Source organism: Streptomyces sp. NPDC052023, from assembly GCF_044548465.1.
Classification (GTDB): domain Bacteria; phylum Actinomycetota; class Actinomycetes; order Streptomycetales; family Streptomycetaceae; genus Streptomyces.
On record NZ_JBIUBW010000008.1, the window covers coordinates 267,197 to 289,800 of the forward strand.

Annotated in this window: 15 protein-coding genes; 6 read left to right on the plus strand and 9 right to left on the minus strand. The window is 70.2% G+C overall.

All coding sequences use genetic code 11. The features are described 5' to 3' along the window. Positions 1-58 precede the first annotated feature (58 nt). Together ACIHCM_RS19300 and ACIHCM_RS19305 are read left to right on the plus strand one after the other, a co-directional pair. Positions 59-988, plus strand: a complete 930-nt coding sequence (locus tag ACIHCM_RS19300) for an ABC transporter permease (RefSeq protein WP_399897113.1) — start codon at positions 59-61, stop codon at positions 986-988. After that, positions 963-1,838 carry an ABC transporter ATP-binding protein gene (locus ACIHCM_RS19305; RefSeq protein ID WP_399897192.1) on the plus strand — a complete coding sequence of 292 codons (876 nt, stop codon included), beginning with the start codon at positions 963-965 and terminating at the stop codon, positions 1,836-1,838. The genes ACIHCM_RS19300 and ACIHCM_RS19305 overlap by 26 nt, the downstream gene beginning before the upstream one ends. Positions 1,839-1,910: 72 nt before the next feature. Here ACIHCM_RS19305 and ACIHCM_RS19310 read toward each other — a convergent pair whose 3' ends face one another. After that, positions 1,911-6,836, minus strand: coding sequence for an NAD-glutamate dehydrogenase (locus ACIHCM_RS19310; RefSeq protein ID WP_399897116.1), 4,926 nt, complete (start codon positions 6,834-6,836; stop codon positions 1,911-1,913). Positions 6,837-7,455: 619 nt separating this feature from the next. Between ACIHCM_RS19310 and ACIHCM_RS19315 the strand changes: the two genes are divergently transcribed. Further along, a complete protein-coding gene (locus tag ACIHCM_RS19315) occupies positions 7,456-8,022 on the plus strand; it encodes a DJ-1/PfpI family protein (protein ID WP_399897119.1) in 567 nt (188 codons plus the stop codon). Positions 8,023-8,150: 128 nt separating this feature from the next. Here the strand turns inward: ACIHCM_RS19315 and ACIHCM_RS19320 are convergent, their stop codons facing one another. Together ACIHCM_RS19320 and ACIHCM_RS19325 are read right to left on the minus strand one after the other, a co-directional pair. Then, positions 8,151-8,816: an HAD family hydrolase gene (locus ACIHCM_RS19320; protein ID WP_399897122.1), complete on the minus strand. Its 666-nt coding sequence runs from the start codon at positions 8,814-8,816 to the stop codon at positions 8,151-8,153. Between the two features lie 97 nt (positions 8,817-8,913). Continuing rightward, positions 8,914-9,429, minus strand: a complete 516-nt coding sequence (locus tag ACIHCM_RS19325; RefSeq protein ID WP_399897125.1) for a DUF6912 family protein — start codon at positions 9,427-9,429, stop codon at positions 8,914-8,916. Between the two features lie 328 nt (positions 9,430-9,757). Here ACIHCM_RS19325 and ACIHCM_RS19330 point away from each other — a divergent pair, with 328 nt between their 5' ends. Continuing rightward, positions 9,758-10,255: an Rv3235 family protein gene (locus ACIHCM_RS19330; protein ID WP_399897128.1), complete on the plus strand. Its 498-nt coding sequence runs from the start codon at positions 9,758-9,760 to the stop codon at positions 10,253-10,255. Between the two features lie 110 nt (positions 10,256-10,365). On the opposite strand, the gene secA is transcribed toward ACIHCM_RS19330, so the two are convergent. Next, the gene (secA, locus tag ACIHCM_RS19335; protein WP_399897131.1) at positions 10,366-13,176 is read right to left on the minus strand and encodes a preprotein translocase subunit SecA; all 2,811 of its coding nucleotides are present in this window, start codon (positions 13,174-13,176) and stop codon (positions 10,366-10,368) included. Positions 13,177-13,516: 340 nt separating this feature from the next. On the opposite strand from secA, the gene ACIHCM_RS19340 reads away from it, so the two are divergent. Together ACIHCM_RS19340 and ACIHCM_RS19345 are read left to right on the plus strand one after the other, a co-directional pair. Continuing rightward, positions 13,517-14,095: a GNAT family N-acetyltransferase gene (locus ACIHCM_RS19340; RefSeq protein ID WP_399897134.1), complete on the plus strand. Its 579-nt coding sequence runs from the start codon at positions 13,517-13,519 to the stop codon at positions 14,093-14,095. 73 nt (positions 14,096-14,168) lie between these two features. Next, complete coding sequence (locus ACIHCM_RS19345; protein ID WP_399897137.1) at positions 14,169-15,365, plus strand: winged helix-turn-helix domain-containing protein; 1,197 nt, start codon at positions 14,169-14,171, stop codon at positions 15,363-15,365. 37 nt (positions 15,366-15,402) lie between these two features. Here the strand turns inward: ACIHCM_RS19345 and ACIHCM_RS19350 are convergent, their stop codons facing one another. The 5 genes from ACIHCM_RS19350 to mtrB all read right to left on the minus strand — a co-directional run bounded on the left by ACIHCM_RS19350 (position 15,403) and on the right by mtrB (position 22,604). Next, the gene (locus ACIHCM_RS19350) at positions 15,403-16,149 is read right to left on the minus strand and encodes a response regulator (protein ID WP_393104541.1); all 747 of its coding nucleotides are present in this window, start codon (positions 16,147-16,149) and stop codon (positions 15,403-15,405) included. Between the two features lie 209 nt (positions 16,150-16,358). Next, a complete protein-coding gene (hpf, locus tag ACIHCM_RS19355; protein WP_399897140.1) occupies positions 16,359-17,051 on the minus strand; it encodes a ribosome hibernation-promoting factor, HPF/YfiA family in 693 nt (230 codons plus the stop codon). Positions 17,052-17,363: 312 nt separating this feature from the next. Next, entirely contained in the window at positions 17,364-18,233 is an 870-nt protein-coding gene (locus ACIHCM_RS19360) for a ComF family protein (RefSeq protein WP_399897143.1), read from the minus strand. Positions 18,234-18,706: 473 nt separating this feature from the next. Further along, positions 18,707-20,545 (minus strand): LpqB family beta-propeller domain-containing protein, encoded by a 1,839-nt coding sequence (locus tag ACIHCM_RS19365; RefSeq protein WP_399897147.1) that lies wholly within the window; start codon positions 20,543-20,545, stop codon positions 18,707-18,709. Next, a complete protein-coding gene (mtrB, locus tag ACIHCM_RS19370) occupies positions 20,535-22,604 on the minus strand; it encodes an MtrAB system histidine kinase MtrB (RefSeq protein WP_399897150.1) in 2,070 nt (689 codons plus the stop codon). The genes ACIHCM_RS19365 and mtrB overlap by 11 nt, the downstream gene beginning before the upstream one ends.

Sequence of the window (22,604 nt, forward strand, 5' to 3'; positions counted from 1 at the left end):
GGCGCTTCGCCCGGATCGCCCGTCGCACCCCCCACCCCCTCGACCGAAAGCAGCGGATGTGAGCCAGGTCCTCGACGCACCGCCCCCGGCGACGGCCCGCACCACGACCCCGGCCGACGACGACTTCGCGGCCCTCGCCGCCCGCCACGGCCTCACGGTCAGCGGTGCCCGCCCCTCCCTGCCCCAGTACGTCCGCGGGCTGTGGGCCCGCCGCCACTTCATCGCGGCGTTCTCGACGGCCAAGCTCACCGCCCAGTACAGCCAGGCGAAGCTCGGCCAGGTCTGGCAGGTCATGACCCCGCTGCTGAACGCGGCCGTCTACTACCTGATCTTCGGGGTGCTGCTGCAGACCAAGGAGGGCGTGCCGGACTACGTCCCGTTCCTGGTCACGGGCGTGTTCATCTGGACCTTCTCGCAGAGTTCGATCCTGGCCGGCACCCGCGCCATCTCCGGCAACCTCGGCCTCGTGCGCGCCCTGCACTTCCCGCGCGCGGCCCTGCCGATCTCCTTCTGCCTCCAGCAGCTCCAGCAGCTGCTGTTCTCCATGGCCGCCCTGGTCGTCATCCTCCTCGTCTTCGGTGTCCCGGTCGCCGTCTCCTGGGTGCTGGCGATCCCGGCCCTGATCCTGCAGTTCACGTTCAACGCGGGCGTCTCGATGATCATGGCCCGGCTGGGCGCCAAGACACCGGACATCGCCCAGCTGATGCCGTTCGTGCTGCGCACCTGGATGTACGTCTCCGGCGTGATGTGGAGCATCGACCACCTGCTCAGCCGCCACAACGACCTGCCAGGCTGGGTCGGCCCGGTGCTCCAGGCCAACCCCGCGGCCGTCTACATCGACCTGATGCGCTTCGCGCTGATCGACAGCTTCCAGGCGAGCCAGCTGCCCGACCATGTCTGGATGCTCGCCACCGGCTGGGCCCTGCTCGCCGGCATCGGCGGCTTCATCTACTTCTGGAAGGCTGAGGAGACGTACGGCCGTGGCTGAGAACCCCACCGGGAGCACTCCCGACCAGATCCCCACCGTCATCGCCGACCACGTCGACATCGTCTACCGGGTCAACGGCACCGGAGGCGGCCGCGGCTCCGCCACCGCCGCCCTCAACCGCATGCTGCGTCGTCAGAAGGCCGAGAAGGCGGCCGGCGTCCGCACCGTGCACGCCGTCCGCGACGTCTCCTTCGTCGCGTACAAGGGCGAGGCCATCGGCCTGATCGGCACCAACGGCTCCGGCAAGTCGACCCTGCTCAAGGCCGTCGCCGGCCTGCTCCCCGTGGAGAGAGGCCGGATCTACACAGGCGGCCAGCCCTCCCTGCTCGGCGTCAACGCCGCCCTGATGAACGACCTCACCGGCGAGCGCAACGTCCACCTCGGCGGCCTCGCGATGGGCATGTCCCGCGAGCAGGTCAAGGAGCGCTACCAGGACATCGTCGACTTCTCCGGCATCAACGAGAAGGGCGACTTCATCACCCTGCCCATGCGGACGTACTCCTCCGGCATGGCCGCCCGTCTGCGGTTCTCCATCGCCGCCGCCAAGGACCACGACGTCCTGCTCATCGACGAGGCCCTCGCCACCGGCGACCGCTCCTTCCAGAAGCGCTCCGAGGCCCGCATCCGCGAACTGCGCAAGCACGCCGGCACGGTCTTCCTGGTCAGCCACAACAACAAGTCCATCCGCGACACCTGCGAGCGGGTGCTGTGGCTGGAACGCGGTGAACTGCGCATGGACGGGCCGACGGAGGAGGTCATGAAGGAGTACGAGGCCTTCACCGGGGACAACAAGCCGAAACCCAAGCCGAAACCCAAGCCCAAGGCGGCGCCGGTGCCTCAGCCGTCCTGACCGCCGTACGCACAAAAGGGCGCCCCGAGCCGATCCCGGCCCGGGGCGCCCTCCTCATATGCCCGCGGAGATCTACGAGTGCGTCCGCAGCAGCGTCCGCATCGTCCGCATCGCCACCGACAGGTTCGCCAGGTCGAACGAGTCGGAGCCCTGGATCTCCTCCAGCGTGGTGCGCGCCCGGCCGAGGATCGCCGCGTTCTTCTGCTCCCACACCTTGAACCGCTGCTCCGGCGTCGCCGTGCCGTTGCCCACCGCCAGGACGTCCGCGGTGACGGCCGCGTGAGCCGCGTACAGGTCCTCGCGGATGGCCGCGCGGGCCATGGACTGCCAGCGGTCGGCGCGGGGCAGCTCGATAATGCGGTCCATGAGCTGGGTGATGCCGAGCCGGTCGGCGAGGTCGTAGTAGACCTCGGCGACGTCCAGCGGCTCCTTGCCCATGCGGTCGGCCACCGAGACGATGTCGAGCGTCGGGAAGGCGGAGGAGAACCCGGCCACCGGGGTGGCGAGTTCGTCCGGCACACCGGCGGCGGTCAGCTCGTCGTAGATCTTCTGCCACCACTCCAGGTCCGCGCCGCGCATCAGCTTGGGCAGCTGCGACCAGACCTGCTCGACGCGCTCGGCGAAGAAGTCGACCGTCTCGGCGAGCTGGAGCGGCTGCGGCCGGTTGTTCAGCAGCCAGCGCGTGCCACGCTCCACCAGACGGCGGGAGTGCAGCCGGATCCGGGTCTGGACGGTCGCGTCGACCTTGTTGTCGAGTGCCTCGACCGCGTCCCACACCGGCGACGAACGGAAGATCGCGCGAGCCGCGGTCTGGGCCCGGACGATCTCCTCCAGCGACGCACCGGTCTCCTCGCGCAGCCGGTGCAGATATGTCGTACCACCGGTGTTGACCGTGTCGTTGACCAGCACGGTCGTGGTGATCTCGCGGCGCAGCGGGTGGCTCTCGATGTGCTGCGGGAACTGGTCGCGCAGCGCGCTCGGGAAGTACGCGTACAGCAGGCCGTGCAAGTACGGGTCGTCGGGCAGCGAGGTGTGCAGCAGCTCCTCGGCGACCGTGATCTTCGTGTACGCCAGCAGGACGGCCGTCTCCGGGCTGGTCAGGCCCTGCCCCTGGGCGAGCCGCTCGCGGATCTGGCGGTCGGTGGGCAGGAACTCCAGCGCCCGGTCGAGGTCGCCCTCGCGCACCAGGTGGCGCATGAAGCGCTGCTGGGCGTGGAGCATGTCCTTGGACTGGGCGAGGGCGTTCGCGATCGCCGTGTTCTGCGCGTAGTTGTTGCGCAGGACCAGGTGGCCGACCTCGTCGGTCATCTCGGCGAGCAGCCGGTTGCGCTGCTTGACGGTCATGTCGCCGTCGGTGACCAGGCTGTTCAGCAGGATCTTGATGTTCACCTCGTGGTCGGAGGTGTCCACGCCCGCGCTGTTGTCGATGGCGTCGGTGTTGATCCGCCCGCCGTGCAGCGCGAACTCGATCCGGCCCAGCTGGGTCAGGCCCAGGTTGCCGCCCTCCCCGACGACCTTGACCCGCAGGTCCGCGCCGTCGACGCGGATGGCGTCGTTGGCCTTGTCGCCGACGTCCGCGTGGGTCTCGGTGGAGGCCTTGACGTACGTACCGATGCCGCCGTTCCACAGCAGGTCCACCGGCGCCTTCAGGATCGCCCGCATCAGGTCGGCCGGGGTCAGCTTGGTGACCTTCTCCTCGATGCCGAGGGCCGCGCGGATGTGCGCGTTGACCGGGATGGCCTTGGCGCTGCGCGGGAAGATGCCGCCGCCCGCCGACAGCAGATCGGTGTTGTAGTCCTCCCAGGACGAGCGCGGCAGCTCGAACAGGCGGCGGCGCTCCGCGTACGAGGTGGCCGCGTCCGGGTCCGGGTCGAGGAAGATGTGCCGGTGGTCGAAGGCGGCGACCAGGCGGATGTGCTCGCTGAGCAGCATGCCGTTGCCGAAGACGTCACCCGACATGTCGCCGATGCCGACGACCGTGAAGTCCTCGGTCTGCGTGTCGACGCCGAGCTCCCGGAAGTGCCGCTTGACGGACTCCCAGGCACCGCGGGCGGTGATGCCCATGCCCTTGTGGTCGTACCCCGCGCTGCCACCGGAGGCGAAGGCGTCGCCGAGCCAGAAGTTGTACTGCTGGGCGACCTCGTTGGCGATGTCCGAGAACGTCGCGGTGCCCTTGTCGGCGGCGACCACGAGGTACGTGTCGTCCTCGTCGTGCCGGACGACGTCGGCGGGCGGGACGACCTCGCCGGCCACCATGTTGTCGGTGATGTCGAGCAGCGCCGAGATGAAGGTGCGGTAGCTGGCGATGCCCTCCGCCAGCCACGCGTCGCGGTCCACCGACGGGTCCGGCAGCTGCTTGGCGACGAAGCCGCCCTTGGCGCCGACCGGCACGATGACGGTGTTCTTCACCATCTGCGCCTTGACCAGGCCGAGGATCTCCGTGCGGAAGTCCTCACGGCGGTCCGACCAGCGCAGGCCACCGCGCGCGACCTTGCCGAAGCGCAGGTGCACGCCCTCGACGCGCGGCGAGTAGACCCAGATCTCGAACGCCGGGCGCGGTGCCGGCAGGTCCGGGATGGCCTGCGGGTCGAACTTCATCGACACGTACTCGTGCGGCCGGCCGCCCCACGCCTCCTGGAAGAAGTTCGTACGCAGGGTCGCCTTGATGACGGTGAGGAAGGACCGCAGGATCCGGTCCTCGTCCAGGCTCGCGACCTGGTCGAGGGCGGCTTCCAGCTCCTCCAGCAGGGCGTCCACGATCTCGTGCCCGGCGCGCTGCCGCTCCGGCGACATCCGCGCCTCGAACAGGGAGACGAGCAGCCGCGTGGTGTGGACGTTGTTGCGGAGGGTGTCCTCCATGTAGTCCTGGCTGAACGTCGAGCCCGCCTGGCGCAGGTACTTCGCGTACGCCCGCAGCACCATCGCCTGGCGCCAGGTCAGCCCGGCGCTCAGCACGAGGGCGTTGAAGCCGTCGTTCTCCGCCTTGCCGGTCCAGCTCGCGGCGAACGCCTCCTGGAACCGCTCACGGGCGTCGTCGCCGTGGTAGTCCGCGCCGGTCTGCGCCTTGGGCATGCGCAGACCGAAGTCGTAGATCCAGGCGACGCTGCGGTCCGCGCAGCGCAGCTCGTAGGGCCGCTCGTCCATCACCTCGACGCCGAGCCGGTTGAGCACCGGCAGGACGCGGGACAGGGAGACGGCGTCACCCTTGCGGTAGATCTTGAAACGGCGCTCGTCGGGGCCTGCGCCCACCGGCTCGTACAGGCTGAGCGCGAAGTTGTTCTCCTCGTCCAGCCGGTCGAGATGGCCCAGGTCGGCGACCGCGGCGCGCGGGCTGTGGTCGGCCTTGTAGCCCTCGGGGAAGGCGTTGTGGTAGCTGCGCAGCATCTCGGCCGCGCGCTCCTCGCCGACCTCGGCGTTCAGCGCCTCCGAGAACCCGTCCAGCCAGGAGCGGGCGGCCTCGACCAGGCGGGCCTCGATGCGCTCCTTGTCGGCGTCGGAGAGCTGCGGCAGCTCGGTGCCCTGCGGGACGCGGATGACGAAGTGCAGCCGGGAGAGGATCGACTCGGTGTTCCAGGCGGTGAAGTCGACGCTGGTGCCGCCGAGCTCCTCCTTCAGGATGTCGATGATCCGCAGCCGGACGCCGGTGGTGTAGCGGTCGCGGGGGAGGTAGACGAGGGCCGAGTAGTAGCGGCCGTACTCGTCCTGGCGCAGGTAGAGCCGCAGCCGGCGCCGCTCCTGGAGATAGAGCACCGACGTGACGATGGCCTGCAGTTCGTCGACCGGGGTCTGGAACAGCTCGTCGCGCGGGTACGTCTCCAGGATCTGCAGCAGGTCGCGGCCGTCGTGGCTGTTCGGCGAGAACCCGGCCCGGCTCAGCACGTCCTCGACCTTGCGGCGGATGACGGGCACCCGGCGGACGGACTCGGTGTAGGCGGCGGAGGAGAACAGGCCCAGGAAGCGCCGCTCACCGACGACGTTGCCCTGCTCGTCGAACTTCTTGACGCCGATGTAGTCCAGGTACGACGGCCGGTGCACGGTCGCCCGGCTGTTCGCCTTGGTCAGCACGAGCAGCTTGTGCTCCCGGGCCTTGGCGCGGGCGTCGGCGGGCAGCCGCTCGAAGGACGGGCTGACCGGGTGGCTCTCGCCTGCCTCGTGGTGCGGGTCCGCACGCAGTATGCCGAGGCCCGTGCCGGGGACGGCGCCGAGCGAGTCGTCGCGCAGCTCGTACTCGCGGTAGCCGAGGAACGTGAAGTGATCGGCGGCCAGCCAGCGCAGCAGCTCGCGGGCCTCCTCGATCTCCTGCGGCGGCAGATCACCGGCGACCGGCTCGTCGGGCAGCCCCTCGGCGATCCGCAGCGCCCCGTCCCGCATCTTGCCCCAGTCCTCGACGGCCTCACGGACGTCGGACAGGACGCGCACCAGGTCGGTGGTGATCTGCTTCAGGTCCGAGCGGTCGGTCTCGCGGTCGATCTCGACGTGGATCCAGGACTCGACGTGCGCGTCGTGCGGGAGGTCACCGGTGGGCGGGGTGGCGAGCACCTCGATGAGCCGGCCGGTGACATCGCGGCGCACCACCATCTGCGGGTGGATCACCACATGGATGCCCCGGCCCTGCCGGGTCAGCTCGTTGGTGACGGAGTCGACCAGGAACGGCATGTCGTCGGTGACGACCTCGACCACGGAGTGGCTGCACGTCCAGCCGTTCTCCTCGACCGTCGGGGTGTGCACCCGGACGTTCGCCGTGCCCTGAGGGCGGTTCTCGGCCAGTCGGTAGTGCGAGTAGGCGGCTCCGAAGACGTCGACCGGGTCGCGGTCGGAAAGGTCCTCCGGGGCGGTGTGCAGGTAGTAGCGCTGGAGGAACGCGAGTACGGCGGCCCGGTCCGGGGTGCCGTGCTCCGTCGTCCCAGTCGGTAGGTGCCCCCCGACCGGGCTGTTCTCAGCTACCCGGGCGGCCCGATCGAGCAGCTCGGCCTTGGCTTCGTCCAGCTTGGTCTGCATTGTCCTCTGGCTCCTGTCGCGCGCCGTTGCGTGACGTAGAAGGAAGTACGGTCTCCGGCCTTCCGACGCGACGTCGTGACGCGGGGTGTCCGGTCTGTTCCGACGCTATGCCGCAAGGTGAGATGAGCGGGGGGATATCAGCCATTTCCCACGCGCCCGGGGCATGTGGCGCCGCTCTCGACGACAGCCGCTCCCGGGGTGTGCGCGGAACGCCGGGCCTCTCGAAAGCCCCGCCCCGCCCGCGAGGACCAGCGACCGCCGCCCGGACACGGATGTCTTCCATGCTCTCCGGGCGCAGGGCAGGGACACGGAGGCCCCCGCGAACTATCGCGCTGATCACGCCACAAGGCTATCGCTCCTTACCCGGGGTCCGTCATGAGCCGTATGTGTACAAAACCGGGGGTGGAACTTTGACAGTCTGCACAGGGGCGGGGTGCGGGGCGTCGTCGTATCAGCCACAACCACTCCACTCCGGCGCACTCCACTCCACTCCGGCACAACCGCCGCGGTGGGGACGGCCGAGTCCGAAAACCGGCGCGTCCCCTAGGCAAGCCCCCGCCCGCGAGGCACGTTGGCAGTGAGTCCGCACGCAAAGCCACCTCAAAGGGGAGCAACCCCCATGACCGCCAAGATCCTCATCCTCACGGGCGACGCGGCAGAGTCCCTCGAAGTCCTCTACCCCTACCAACGCCTCCGCGAAGAAGGCTACGAGGTCCACATCGCCGCCCCCGCCCGCAAGAAACTCCAGTTCGTGGTCCACGACTTCGAACCCGGCTTCGACACCTACACCGAGAAGCCCGGCTACACCTGGGACGCCGATCTCGCCTTCTCCGAGGTCGACCCCGGCCAGTACGCCGCCGTGGTCATCCCCGGCGGCCGCGCCCCGGAGTACCTCCGCAACGACCCCGAACTCCGCAAGATCCTCAAGTCCTTCTTCGACGCCGACAAGCCCGTGGCCCAGATCTGCCACGGCCCCCTCCTCACCGCCGCGGTCGACAGTCTCCGCGGCCGACGCGTCACCGCGTACCCCGCGCTGGAACTCGACATGCAGGCAGCGGGCGCCACCTTCCAGGACGCCGAGGCCGTCGTCGACGGCACGCTCGTGTCGTCCCGTGCGTGGCCGGACCACCCTGCATGGATGCGCGAGTTCCTCACGGTGCTCCGGGCCAAGGCGCCGGTGACCTGACGCCGGGGCCGGCCGCCGGGGTACCCGTCACCGGGGTCTCCCGCGCCGTCGAAGCGGGCGGTGTCACGCCGGACGCCGCACCGCTCCGTCCTCGCCCCGGCTGCCGTGGCCTGCCGTCGCCTGCCCGGCTAGGCGGCTATCTCCTGGGCCAGCGCAACGGCCTCCGCCAGCGAATCCACCACCGGCACCCCCGCCTCCTCGAGGCTGTCCCGGCCATGGGAGCCCCCGGTGTAGAGCACGGCCTTCGCCCCCACATGCAGCGCCGCCACCGCGTCGTCCGCGGCGTCCCCGATCACCACGGTGCGGGAGGGGTCCACTCCCGCCAGCGCGGCCAGATGCCGCACCATGTGCTCGGCCTTGCTGCCCCCGGACGGACCGGTCCGTCCGTCGACCCGTACGAAGTGGGCCTCGATCCCGAACCCCCGGACCAACGGCACGAGTTCCTCGTGCCCGTACATGCTCAGGATGGACTGGCTGCGACCGCCCGCCACCCACTCCACGAGCAGTCGCTCGGCTCCCTCGGTGAGCGCGCACCGCACCCGGTGCTCGGCGTAGTACCGGTGGAAGGTCTCGTCCATCACCAGCCACTCGGCGTCGGTCGGCAGCCGCCCTATCAGCCGCTCGTAGAACTTCGGCACCGGCACGCAGTACAGCGACCGGTACTGCTCCATCGTGATCGGTTCCAGCCCCAGCTCGGCGAACGCCGCGTTCGTCGCCCCGATGATCGCGTCATTGTCGTGGAACAGCGTGCCGTTCCAGTCCCACACAATGTGCGAAGCTCCCTGCATCCCCATGCCCGAAAACGTTACCCGCCCCCACTGACAATCGGGAGATCCGCAGGTCAGCGCGGTGGGAAGGAGATGTTCGGGAGAGCGGGCGGGGTACGGCTCCTCAGTCCCTCGACCCCACCAGATTCGGGATCTCCTGGGTCGCGTACCACAGCAGTTCGTGGTCCTCGGCCCCGTCCACGACGAACTGGGCGTCGTCGTCCCCGCCGTCCGCCGCCTGCAACGCTCCCGCCGCCGCGGCCACGTCCTCCTCGGCATCGGCCGAGTCGACGTGCACCGACGCGACCTTGGCCAGCGCCACGGCGCCGGCGACCCGCACCTCACCCGGCGTCCCCGGGTCGGGTCCCCGGCCGGCATCGCCGCTCACCTGCCCGTCGGGCACGTCGACGGCGACCACGACCCGCCGTCGCGGCGCGCCCGGGTCCTGCGCGAGCAACCGCAGCGAGGCCAGCGACGCCCGGCCCAGCGCCGCGTACTCCAGCTCCTCGACGTCCTCGGAGAGGTACCACTCGCGCAGCGCGGGCGTGACGGCGTACGCGACGAGCGGCCCGGCCCCCACCTCGCCCGCCTTGTACGCCTCGGCGAGACCGGGGAGGGTCAGAGGGACGTAGACGCGCATGGCTGGCCGCTTTCGTGTTCGGAGGGCTCAGGGGGCGAAGAGGCTCCGCAAGCCCGCGTTGAGGGCCTTCAGGATACGTGCGGGGTCCCCTTTCGAGTCCCTCCCCGCGCCTCGCACGGCGTCCACCCCGCGCCGGCAATTCACCCGGACCTTCCCCGTGCCCGCAGGCTTCCACCCCCGTCCATCACCCGGATAAGTGAACCTTCCGGGTCTCCATAGCCGCGCCCCGCCGGCTTGCCGCCCCTCGAACCAGCGCCGTACAAGATCCCCAACAGAAAGTTACTGCCCGGTACGACAGCGCCGCCGGGCCGACCGAAACGGGGTTCCCATGAACAAGGTCATGACCAGGACCGTCCAGCGCCACCCCGCCTCCCGTCCCCCCACCCGGCACGACACACGCCGCCCGGGCGGCAGCCCACCCCGCTCCCCGGCCGCCGGCCCGACCCGCACGGCGCCCTCCCCCACGCGGCACGCGGCCGTCCCGCAACCCCGCCCCACCGACCTCTTCGCCGACCGCCTGCTGCTCGTCCTCAGCGGCCGGCGCCCCGTCCACGCCATGCTCCGCCACACCGCCGGCCCCGCCTACGACGAACTGGCCCACCTCGCCGAACACGGCCCGCTGCGCGCCCGCGGCCTGCGCCCCGTCATCCGCGACATCGGCTACTGCGAGCCCCGCCCCGGCGCCATCGAGGCCTTCGTCCGCATCGCCACCGGCGACCGCCTGCGCGCCATGGCCTTCCGCCTGGAACTGGGCCGCGACCACCGCTGGCGCTGCACGGCAGTGGAACTCGGCGGTGCCCGCCCCGGGCCCTCGCGCCAGGACTAGCCAGGCCACCGCCGGGCAGCCCCACCCATGCCGAAGGGCCGGGCACCCCTCGGATGCTCCGGCCCTTCGCCCTACTGCGACGCCACGGGGCTACGAGGCCCCGCGCGCCGTCACTTCTTCCGGCGCCGCCCGGCCTTGGCCTGCTTGCGGCGCTCCGCGCGCGTCAGGCCGTCGGCCTCCGAGCGCACGGGCTCGCCGTCCTCGCTGAACTCGCCCTCGACGGTGCCGCCCTCGCCGTCCACGGTCGGCGCGGTGAAGTGCAGGTTCCGCCGCTGCGGGGCCTCCAGGCCCTTGGCGCGGATCTCGGGACGGGGCCCGGCCTGCGCGGGCACCGCGTCCTGCTTCTCCAGGGTGGGCTTGGCGTCCTCGACCGGGACCTCCTCGACCTGCTGCTCGACCTGGACCTCCAGGTTGAACAGGTAGCCGACGGACTCCTCCTTGATGCCCTCCATCATGGCGGTGAACATGTCGAAGCCCTCGCGCTGGTACTCGACCAGCGGGTCCTTCTGCGCCATCGCGCGCAGGCCGATGCCCTCCTGGAGGTAGTCCATCTCGTAGAGGTGCTCGCGCCACTTGCGGTCCAGGACCGACAGCACAACCCGGCGCTCGAGCTCACGCATGATCTCGGAGCCGAGCTGCGCCTCCCGCGCCTCGTACTGCTCGTGGATGTCGTCCTTGATGGACTCCGAGATGAAGTCGGCGGTGAGTCCGGCGCGGTCGCCGGCCGCCTCCTCCAGCTCCTCAATGGTGATCTTCACCGGGTAGAGCTGCTTGAAGGCGCCCCACAGCCGGTCCAGGTCCCACTCCTCGGCGAAGCCCTCGGCGGTCTCCGCGGCGATGTAGGCGTCGATCGTGTCGTCCATGAAGTGCTGGACCTGCTCGTGCAGGTCCTCGCCCTCCAGGACGCGGCGCCGCTCGCCGTAGATGACCTCGCGCTGCCGGTTGAGGACCTCGTCGTACTTCAGGACGTTCTTACGGGTCTCGAAGTTCTGCTGCTCGACCTGCGACTGGGCGGACGCGATCGCGCGCGTGACCATCTTGTTCTCGATCGGCACGTCGTCCGGGACGTTCGCCATCGACATCACGCGCTCGACCATCTGCGCCTTGAACAGCCGCATCAGGTCGTCACCGAGGGACAGGTAGAAGCGGGACTCACCCGGGTCGCCCTGACGGCCGGAACGACCGCGCAACTGGTTGTCGATACGGCGGGACTCGTGCCGCTCGGTGCCCAGGACGTACAGCCCGCCGAGGTCCTTGACCTCCTCGAACTCGGTCCGCACCGCCTTCTCGGCCCGCTCCAGCGCGGCGGGCAGCGCGGCGGCCCACTCCTCGATGTGCTCCTCCGGGTCGAGACCGCGCTGGCGCAGCTCGGCCTCGGCGAGGTCGTCGGGGTTGCCACCGAGCTTGATGTCCGTACCACGGCCGGCCATGTTGGTCGCCACGGTCACGGCGCCCTTGCGGCCGGCCTGGGCGACGATCTGCGCCTCACGGTCGTGCTGCTTCGCGTTGAGCACCTCGTGCTGGATGCCGCGCTTGCTGAGCTGCTGCGAGAGGTACTCGGACTTCTCGACCGAGGTGGTGCCGACCAGGATCGGCTGGCCCTTCTCGTGCTTCTCGGCGATGTCGTCGACGACCGCGTCGAACTTGGCGACCTCGGTGCGGTAGATCAGGTCCGACTGGTCCTTGCGGACCATCGGCCTGTTGGTCGGGATCGGGACCACGCCGAGCTTGTAGATCTGGTGGAACTCGGCGGCCTCGGTCATCGCCGTACCGGTCATGCCGGAGAGCTTGCCGTAGAGACGGAAGAAGTTCTGGAGGGTGATCGTGGCGAGCGTCTGGTTCTCGTCCTTGATCGGCACCCCTTCCTTCGCCTCGATCGCCTGGTGCATGCCCTCGTTGTAGCGGCGGCCGGCGAGGATACGGCCGGTGTGCTCGTCGACGATCATGACTTCGCCGTCGATGACGACGTAGTCCTTGTCCTTCTTGAAGAGCTCCTTCGCCTTGATGGCGTTGTTGAGGTAGCCCACCAGCGGCGTGTTCACCGACTCGTAGAGATTGTCGATGCCCAGCCAGTCCTCGACCTTGGAGACACCGGCCTCGTGGATGGCGACCGTGCGCTTCTTCTCGTCGACGTCGTAGTCGCCGGTCTCCTCGATGCCCTTGAGCGGCTGGCCGGCCTCACCGCGCTTGAGGCGCACGACGAGCTTGGCGAAGTCGCCGTACCACTTGGTGGCCTGGTCGGCCGGGCCGGAGATGATCAGCGGCGTCCGGGCCTCGTCGATGAGGATGGAGTCGACCTCGTCGACGATGGCGAAGTTGTGGCCGCGCTGGACCAGTTCCTCCTTCGACCACGCCATGTTGTCGCGCAGGTAGTCGAAGCCGAACTCGTTGTTCGTGCCGTAGGTGATGTCGCAGCCGTACTGCTCGCGGCGCTGGGCCGGCGTCATGTTGGCCAGGATGCAGCCGACGGACAGCCCCAGGAACTTGTGGACGCGGCCCATCATCTCGGAGTCGCGCTCGGCCAGGTAGTCGTTGACCGTGATGAGGTGGACGCCGTCGCCCGACAGTGCGTTCAGATAGGCGGGGAGCGTGCCCACCAGAGTCTTGCCCTCACCGGTCTTCATCTCGGCGACAAAGCCGAGGTGCAGGGCGGCACCGCCCATGATCTGCACGTCGTAGTGCCGCTGGCCGAGGACGCGCTTGGCGGCCTCACGCACCGTGGCGAACGCTTCGGGCAGCAGGTCGTCCAGGCTCTCACCATCGGCGTACCGCTGCTTGTACTCATCGGTGAGGGCCCGCAGCTCGGCGTCGGAGAGGTCGACGAAGTCCTCTTCGATGGAGTTGACCTGGTCCGCGATGCGGTGCAGCTTGCGCAGGATCTTGCCTTCGCCTGCACGCATGATCTTCGAGAGGACGGACACGGGGGTTGGTCTCCTTGCCGGTCGGGCCTGGGACGGTCGGTTTTTCCTTCTACGTACTGAGCAACGGCCATCGTATGCGAGGACCCGCCCACGCCGGGAGGCCTGCCGGACCAAGACGTCCGCCGTCGCGCATCGGTGTCGGGTCCGCCGTCGAACTCCTACGAAAAACTGCCTTCGATCTGCCTTCGGATCCTGCTTCGAATCTGCCTTCACCCGGGACAACGGACGGGGGTCCCGGATGGTGCCGCGGCAGACCGACGAATTGTGCGAATCGTGATCGCACGCTCACGAAGGGCGAAAGCCTTGGCGCTCCGCCCGCTGTCACGAGCAGAATCGGCCGATGGAGCCCGTCACGATTCCCACCGCCCGCCTCCGGCTGCGCACCGTCGGCCCGGACGACACCGACGCCGTGTACGCCGCGTGCCAGGACCCCGACATCCAGCGCTGGACGACGATCCCCACGCCGTACCTGCCCGAGCACGCCCGGAACTTCACCGAGCACGACGTCCCCGACGGCTGGGCGAACGGCTCGATGTTCACCTTCGGCCTCTTCCTGCCCGGCGGGGAACTGACCGGCATGCTCGGGATCAGCATGCGCTCCCTCGGCGTCGCGGAGATCGGCTTCTGGACCACCCCGCACCATCGCGGCAACGGCTATATGACGGAGGCCACGCGCGCGGCCGCCCGCTGGGCGTTCCACCACCTGTGCATCGACCGCCTGGAATGGCGCGCCGAGGTGGGCAACGCCGCCTCCCGCGCGGTGGCCGAGAGCGCCGGATTCACGCTGGAGGGCACCCTGCGAGCGGCCCTGAACAACAACGGTGTACGCCGCGACTGCTGGGTGGGCTCCCTGCTGCCCTCGGATTTCGGACTGCCATCGACGGCCCCGTACCTGCCGGCCCGGGCGCCGTCCGCCTGAGCCCACCCGGCGCCCCTGCACAAATCCCCAGCTCAGCCCTGACTGTCAGTGCCACCCCCTATCGTTCGAAGACATGACGACCCCGCGCCCCGTGGAACTCTCCGCAGCCGAAGCCCGCCGCATCGCCCTTCGCGCCCAGGGCTTCCTCGGCACGCCCGACCGCAAGGCCGGCGTCCGCGGCATACTCCGCCACCTGGGCGCGGTCCAGCTCGACACCATCTCGGTCCTCGCCCGCTCCCACGAGCTCGTCCCGTACGCCCGCCTCGGCGCGGTCGGCCGCAGGACCGTGGAGGACGCCTACTGGAAGCCCGCGGCCTCAGGCGCGACTGCGGCACAGCCCCATGCCTTCGAGTACTGGTCGCACGCGGCGTGCATCCTCCCCGTCGAGGAGTGGCCCCACTTCGCCTTCCGCCGCCGCGCCTACCGAGGCCGCCCTCACTGGAACCACGAACTCCCCGACGGCGCCTACGACCAGGTCGTCAAACAGCTCCGCGCCGAGGGCCCGCTCACCGCTACGGAACTGGGCGGCGCCAAGCGCACCAGCGAGTGGTGGGACTGGTCGGGCACGAAGGTCGCCGTCGAACGCGCCCTGATGTACGGCGAGGTGGTCTGTGTGGAGCGCCGCGGCTGGAAGCGCGTCTACGACCTCGCCGAGCGCGCGGTCCCCGGGGCTCTGCTGCACGACGAACTCGACGACACCGAGTGCCTGCGCCGCCTGGTCCGGCTGGCCGGCCAGTCGCTCGGCGTCGGCACGCGCGCCGACATCGCCGACTACCACCGCCTCAAGGGCGAGCAGGTCGACTCGGTGATCGCCGACTCGGGCCTCGTCCCGGTCACCGTCGAAGGCTGGGGCAAGCCGGCCTGGGCGGACCCGGCAGCCCTTCAGACGCCCCCGCGCGGCCGCCACCGCACCACACTGCTGTCCCCCTTCGACTCCTTGATCTGGGAGCGGGCCCGCACCGAGCGCCTCTTCGGCTTCACCCACCGTCTGGAGGCCTACGTCCCCAAGCCGAAGCGGGTGTACGGCTATTTCGCGATGCCCGTCCTCGCCGGTGGCCGCCTCGTGGGCCGCGTCGACCCGGCCCGCGAGGGCCGCACGCTCGTGGCCAAGCAGGTCACCCTGGACGGCCCGAAGGCGGTCCCGGCGGTGGCCCAGGCGCTGATCGAGGCAGCCGGCTGGGTGGACTGCACGAACGTGCGCGTGGAACGCGTGGACGCGCCGGACCTGCGCGAGCCCCTCGCCAGGGAGCTCGCCCGAGCACTGGCCTGACCCGCCCAGCACGTATGCACGTCATCGGGACCGCGGGTCAGCGGATCTCGAGGATCTTCTCCCGCATCGCGTAGACCACCGCCTCCATCCTGGAGTGCAGTTGCAGCTTCTCCAGGATGTTGCGCACATGGTTCTTCACGGTGTTCTCGGAGATGAACAACTCCTTGGCGATGTCCCTGTTGTTCATCCCCGTGGCGACCAGCTTGAGCACCTCCAGCTCGCGGTCGGTCAGCCGTGGGGCGGGCACCAGGCGCCGTTCGTCCGTGCGCTGGATCATCGACTTGAACTCGGTGAGCAGCTTCGACGCCATGGACGGGCTGATCTGCGACTGCCCGTCGGCCACGGCACGGATCGCCGTGGCCACCTCGTCCGTCGAGATCTCCTTGAGGAGATATCCGGTCGCACCGGCCTTGATGGCGTCGTAGAGGTCCGCTTCCTCGTCGCTGATCGTCAGCATGATGATCTTGGCGCTGGGGGCCACCTCCTTGATGGAGGTGCAGGCTTCGATCCCGCCCCGCTTCGGCATGCGCACGTCCATCAGGATGATGTCGGGCAGCAGATCGGCGGCCTTCTCCACAGCCTCGGCGCCGTCACCCGCCTCACCCACGACCTGGATGTCCTCCTCGGCCGCGAGCACGATCTCCAGGCCACGACGGAAGAGGGCGTGGTCGTCCACCACCAGGACGCGAATCGGTTCTTGGCGTGAGGAGCCCTCGTCCGGGCCCATGCCGACGACGCCGTCGTCGGCGTCCTCGTCCTGCATCGGTCCGAAGCTGTGCGCCATCGTTCCTCCCCCTGAAGGCTGTGGCCTGTGATCCTGTGCCATCGCCAACCCAAGGCAACGGTCCACCGGTTGGGCCGTTGCGGCCATGATTTCATGCCCGGACGACGCTCAGGTGACGAAGCGGTGGGTCGAGTGGTCGCACACAGGTGCCCCTGGGAGCGCACACGCGCGCTCCAGGGGCACCCGGATCAGCTGTCGTCCGGATCAGGTCAGCCGCCCAGCGGACCTCCCGCGTCGGGAGAGGGCGTCTGGGTGACCATGGTGTCCGTGCTGAGGTGGATCACGCCGTAGTCGTATGCGTGCCGCCGGTAGACGACACTGGGATCCTTCGTCTCGGAGTCGACGAACAGATAGAAGTCGTGCCCGACCAGTTCCATCTCGTAGAGCGCCTGGTCGAGGGTCATGGGTGCTGCGACGTGAGTCTTCTCGCGGACCACGAGGGGGCCGTCGCCCTGTACTTCCAGCGAGCCGATCTTCTTGGTGGGCACCGAGTCCGGCTCGTCCGCCTCGAAGGCGCTTCCGCTGCCGTTGAGCGTCGCCGCGCCCGGAACGTGATCCGCGACCTCGGCCGCCGTCAGCCGGCGCACCCCCCGGCGCGTGTGACGCTTGTCGTGCTGCCTGCGCAGCCGGGCGTCCAGCTTCTCCGCGGCGAGGTCGAGTGCCGCGTACGGGTCGCTGGCCGCCGCCTCCGCCCGGATCACCGGACCGCGGGAGCGGAGAGTGATCTCCACCCGGTCACAGCGGTCGGCCTGTCGGGGGTTGGGCTCCTTGGACACCTCGACGTCGAGGCTGATCACCTTGCCGTCGAGCTTCTGGATCTTGTCCAGCTTCAGCTTCTCGGCCACGTGCTTTCGGAACCGCTCGGGCACCTCGGTCTTGCGGCCCTTGACGACGATGTCCACGCAGAACTCCGTTCCCGGATCGCTCCGCTTCGGTGGCGGAGCATCTCCCTTGTGCACCAGGTCCCGGTGAGCCCCGGGACCGCGGACTCGGTGACGTCCACCTCCTCCCCCATGGCAAGATCTCCACCCGGCCGGCCCGGGTGATTGCGGAAAACCCGCGGCACGGCATTCGGATAACCGAGGTGTGGCCTGCGGCCTTTCCCTCACAACCGAACATATCTCGCCCGGACGGATGTCGTCACCCTCTACTGCCGCGTACCTCCATTCCGGTGAATTGACCCTCTCACTACCTGCAACGATGCAACTTCGCAGTCAGTTCCGGTTTATTTCGAAAGAATCCGGCGGCGCAGCGACCACCGCGGCGCAGATCGTTTCCTGGACGCTCTTCATCTTTCCCTGCACGGCCCACTCACGGTCCGTGCTCCCTTCCATTGATCCCGTCATCCGTTCTCCACTCCTTTCCCCGATCACTCCTCCGTACACGGCCCTCGCCACATCCGCGCGCGTCGCCGCTGCCCCACCCCTGTAACCTGCCGTTTCCCCCGTCAACGCCACCCGGACGGCCCGAGCCGCCTCGGACAGCGAGGCGCCCGTCGTCATCAAGTCGTCCACCAGCACCACCCGTCCCTCACGCAACAGCCCCGCGCCACCGGAGGCAACCGACAGCGCGCCGGTGAGGTTCTCCAGGCGCTGCTGGGCGGCGAGCCCCGCCTGGTCGGCGACCGGCCGCCGCTGCCGCAGTACGGCGAGCACGCGCGCGGGCGTCCCGGCACGGCGCAGCTCGGCCGCCGCCGCGAGAGCGATCCGCCGGGCCGGATCATGCCCCCGCGCCCGCACGGCCCCGCGCCCCGACGGCACGGGAACGAGCAGCGCCGCCCGGTCGGGCGCCCCCGACAACGCCGCTCGCACGGCCCCGGCGAGAGCCGCGCCCAGCGGCCGGGCGAGCGGCAGCGCACCCCGCTCCTTGTGGGCCAGGAGCACGGCCCGCACCTCGTCCGCGTACGGTGCCGCCGCGTGGACGGACGGCAACCCCGGCGGCTCCGGCACGGGACGCACCCGGCTCGGCACGGCCCCGCCCAGGGCGGCACGGCACTCCGCGCAGAGCACCGTGCGTGGCCTGCCGCAGCCCCCGCACTCGGCCGGCAGCACCAGGTCGGTGAGGTCCTGCCACCACCCCCGCATGTCCCCACTGTGCCAACGTGGCTCCGGCCTCACCACCCCTGTGGACAACCGCCTGTGGATAACTCCACGCAGGCCCATGACAAGCAGGAACGGCCGCCTCGCCAGGACTACGCCCGGCGAAGGCGACCGTGTGCAGTGACCGTGTGCAGCGACCGTCCGGAGGGCAACTGCCTCTCAGAGGGACGGCAGTTACCAGTCGGGGACTGAGGGGCGGTCGGCCGTCGGGGAGCGCTGGTGGACGGCCGTCCGCCTGGGCCGCCGAGTCACAGCTGCTCTCGCCGTATGGCGTAGTGGCCAGCGGCGGACAGCCATGCCTCAAGCCCAGGTGTTCGCCCTGCGGCGGCACGCGGCGAACAGCCGCCTCCGACCCCACGCATTCACCGTGTGGCGCACGCGGCGAACAGCCGCCCCCCCACCCCCACGGTGAAACCCCGCCCCTCACCACCCCACGACGCCGAAGGCCCAACCCTCACTCACCCCGGATAGACCGGCGCGGACCCGTCCTTCACCACCGTCTGCCACTGCGCCCCGTCCGGCAACCGCACGATCCCGTCCACCGAGTAAGCCACCAGCGGCAACCCGTCGTCCTCCGAGGCGGCGATCTCCTTCACCCCGGTCAGCGCGTCGGGCGCCGGCACCTCCGGCATGGAGCCGTCGACCTGGACGTACCGCATCTGCTGTACGCCCCCCTCCTCGCGCCCCACCACCACGAGCCGCCCGTCACCGGCCCAGGACATCGTGGTGACCTCCTCCAACTGCGGTGCGGCGGAGCGCAGTTCCAGTACCGAGGTCCCCGTCGCGCCGGTCACCTGGTCCTTGTCCCCCCGCTCGATCCGCCCGACCTGCAAGGACTGCTTGCCGTCCTTCTCCACGACCAGCGCGATCCGGACGCCGTCCGCCGCGACCCGCACGGACTGGATCCGCCCGCTCAGCCGCGGCACCTCCACCTCGACCGGCTCCCCCTTGCCCTCCGGGAACATGAGCAGCCGCGAGTCGTCCGGGTTGCGGTCGGCCACCCACAGATCGCCTCGCGCGTCCCAACTGGGCGTGGTCAACCGGTCCTTCTCGGTCCGGCCCGTACTGCGCACCAGCGGCTCCCCGAGCGAACCGCCCGACGCGAGCGAACCGACGTACAGCGCCTTGCCGTCCAGAGCGACGCCGGCCGCCGTGTCCTCCTCACGCGACACCGCCGCCGAGCGCAGTGCCCGCACGCCCTCGCCCAGCTCTCCCGGTACCGGTTCGGCGCTGGCGCTCTGGCTGCCGGCCGGGATCCGGACCAGCCGGTGCTCGGCGTCGACGAAGTACAGATAGTCGGTGCGCCCGGCGGACCCGCGGGCGGCGACGGTCGCGGCCCCGTCCTCGTTGAGCACGCACAACTGCGTGTCCCCCGCCTGCAGCTCGATCTCGTCCACCGCGGGTGTGAGGTTCTGCAGGGTGAACAGCAACTGGGCGGCCATCTCGTTGCACTTGGCCGGCCCGACCCGGGCCGCCTTGTCGTTGAGCGGCACGGTCAGCCGGTTCTGGTCGTCGGGTGTCAGCGCGCCGACGCCCTTACGCAGCGTCGTACCGGTGGGGAAACTCGACCTGACGACCGGCCCCAGCCAGGTCGTCGGCCCGTTGAGCAGGGAGCGCACGATCTGCGTCATGGGGTCCACGCGCCGGCGCACATAGACCGGGTCGGCGACCGCCGCGGGCTGGGAGGCAGCGCCCACCGCCGCGTCGGAGGCGAAGTAGTACTTGTTGACGGACATGTAGTTGCGCTGGAAGTCCGACTGGCCCATGACGACGCCCTGCGGCAGCCCGTCGATGCGCCACTGCCCGCTCTTCTTGTCCCGTGTGAGGTGCACCGGCCTGCTGTAGGAGCCCTCGGTCGGCGTGTACGACTGCTGCGCGTCCACCAGGGCGACCTTGGCGCCGGTCAGCGCGAACGAGAAGTCGGCCCCGTCGTCCCGGGTCCCCACGGAGTTCGCCTCGGTGTCCGGCCCGTCCGCGAGCACCGTGGTGGACAGCTCGGGCTGCCATGTCTTGGCGGCCGCCGCCGTCAGATACTGCTTCGCCGTCGCATAGTGCGGATCATCGCTGGTCAGCGCCTCCAGAAAACCCTGCACGATCTCCGAGGGCGTCGCGTCCTCGCGCGGCGGCATCGGGAAGACCCGCACCTGCGTCTCCTGGCGCGGAGTCGACTCCACACCCCTCAGGTCCCCGCTGTCGGGCATCGAGGCGCACCCCGACAGCAGTACGGCGCCACACGCGACGTACGCCACCGCGCGTCCCGGCGTGCGCCGGGAGTCCCCCTCGCGGTCAGCGCCCACGAAATGCCTCCCCTTGATCGTTCAACTCCTCCGGCCCGGCATCCACCCCACCGGTCGCGGCCGTACTGCGTGCCGTCTCCACGACCGGTTGTTCGTCCGGCACCCGCGCCCCTCCTGAGGGCCGGGGCACGACACGCGCGCCGCTGCCGGGCAGCGCCGTCGGGTCGGCCGTCGGGGCCACGGCGGCCAGCCGGGGTGCGATCGGGTCACGCGCGGTCATCTGACCGCTGCCCGTGGGCTGGGCCGGCACGGTCGCGGTCTTCTCCCCGCCACGCGGCAGCCCGGCATCGTCGAGGCCCCGGTTCCGCCGGGAGTCCTTGGGCTCCAGCGGTATGGGCGAGCCTCTGAGCGGCTCGTCCGCGGTACGCGGCAACGTCAGCCGGAACTGCGAGCCGCCACCAGGCTCACCCCACGCCTGCAGCCAGCCCCCGTGCAGGCGGGCGTCCTCCAGGGCGATGGACAGCCCCAGGCCGGTACCGCCGGTGGTACGCGCGCGTGCCGGGTCCGCCCGCCAGAAACGGTTGAAGACACGGGTCGCCTCACCGGGCTTGAGCCCGACGCCGTAGTCACGCACCGCGACCGCGACCGCCCCGCCCGCCGAGGCGAGCTTGACGACGACGTCCTTGCCCTCGCCGTGCTCCACCGCGTTGACGACGAGATTGCGCAGCACCCGTTCCAACCGCCTGGCGTCGGCCTCGGCGACGACGGGCTGCTGATCACCCACCACGCGTATGTGCGTGCCCTTGCGCTCGGCGAGCGGCTCGGCCCCGCTGACCACTCGCCGGACGACCTCCCTGAGGTCTATCGGCTCGGCCTCCAGCGCCGCCGCACCCGCGTCGAAGCGGCTGATCTCCAGCAGATCCGCAAGCAGCGACTCGAACCGGTCCAGCTGATCGGCGAGCAGCTCCGCCGAGCGCGCGGTCACCGGGTCGAAGTCCTCACGCGCCTCATGGATGACGTCGGCGGCCATCCGGACGGTCGTCAGCGGCGTCCGCAGCTCGTGCGACACGTCGGACACGAACCGCCGCTGCATCCGCGACAGGTCCTCCAGCTGCTGGATCTTCAGCTGAAGGTTCTGCGCCATCTTGTTGAAGGCCTCGCCGAGCCGCGCGATGTCGTCCTCACCGGTGACCTTCATCCGCTCCTGCAGCCGCCCGGCGGACAGCCGCTCGGCGATCCCGGCCGCCATCCGCACCGGCGTCACGACCTGCCGCACCACCAGCCAGGCGATGGCCCCGAGGAGTACGACGACGAAGAGGCCGGCCGTCGCGAGGGTGCCCTTGACCAGGCTCAGCGACTTCTCCTCCTGCGTGAGCGGGAAGAGGTAGTACAGCTGGTACGGATCACCGTTGGGGTCGTTGACCTCCTTGCCGATGACCAGTGCGGGCTGGGAGCCCTTGTCGCCGCTGTAGATGATCCGGGTGTAGCTCTGCGCGGCCGTCGTACTGCCGTCGACCCGGGCGCGCAGGTCCTCCGGCACGCTCGTGTTGGGGTCGACGCCGCCGGAGGCACGCGGACCGCGCCCACTGCCGCTGTTGTCACCCGCGGGCAGCGTCACCACGTCGAACGCGCCCTGCCCACCGCTGGAGAGCGAGGAGACGAGGTCGCTCATCCACTGGATGACGTTCTGCGAGGACCCGTCCACCGTGGACGGGTCCTCGCCGGTGCCGCTCGCGGCCTCGTCGGCCCGCTGCTTGGCCACCGCGAACCCGCCCGTGGCCTGGCTCTGCGACGCCTTCACCTTGGCGTCCAGCAGACCGTTGCGCACCTGGCCGATCACGACGAAGCCGAGCAGCAGCACGACACCCAGCGACATCAGCAGGGTCGTGACCACGACCTTGAGCTGGATATTGCGCCGCCACAGCCGCATGACGGGCAGCAGCGGACGCCGCACCCAGCGCATGAACAGGCGAAGGACCGGGCTGCCCTGGACTCCGCCCTGGAGCAGCCCGCTCTCCAGGAGTCGTCCCCAGCGGGAGCCCGCCGCCTTCCGGCCGACAGGCCGCCCCGCGCGGGCCCCGGACCTGCCGGGCGCCGAAGCGGCACTGTCCCTGGACAT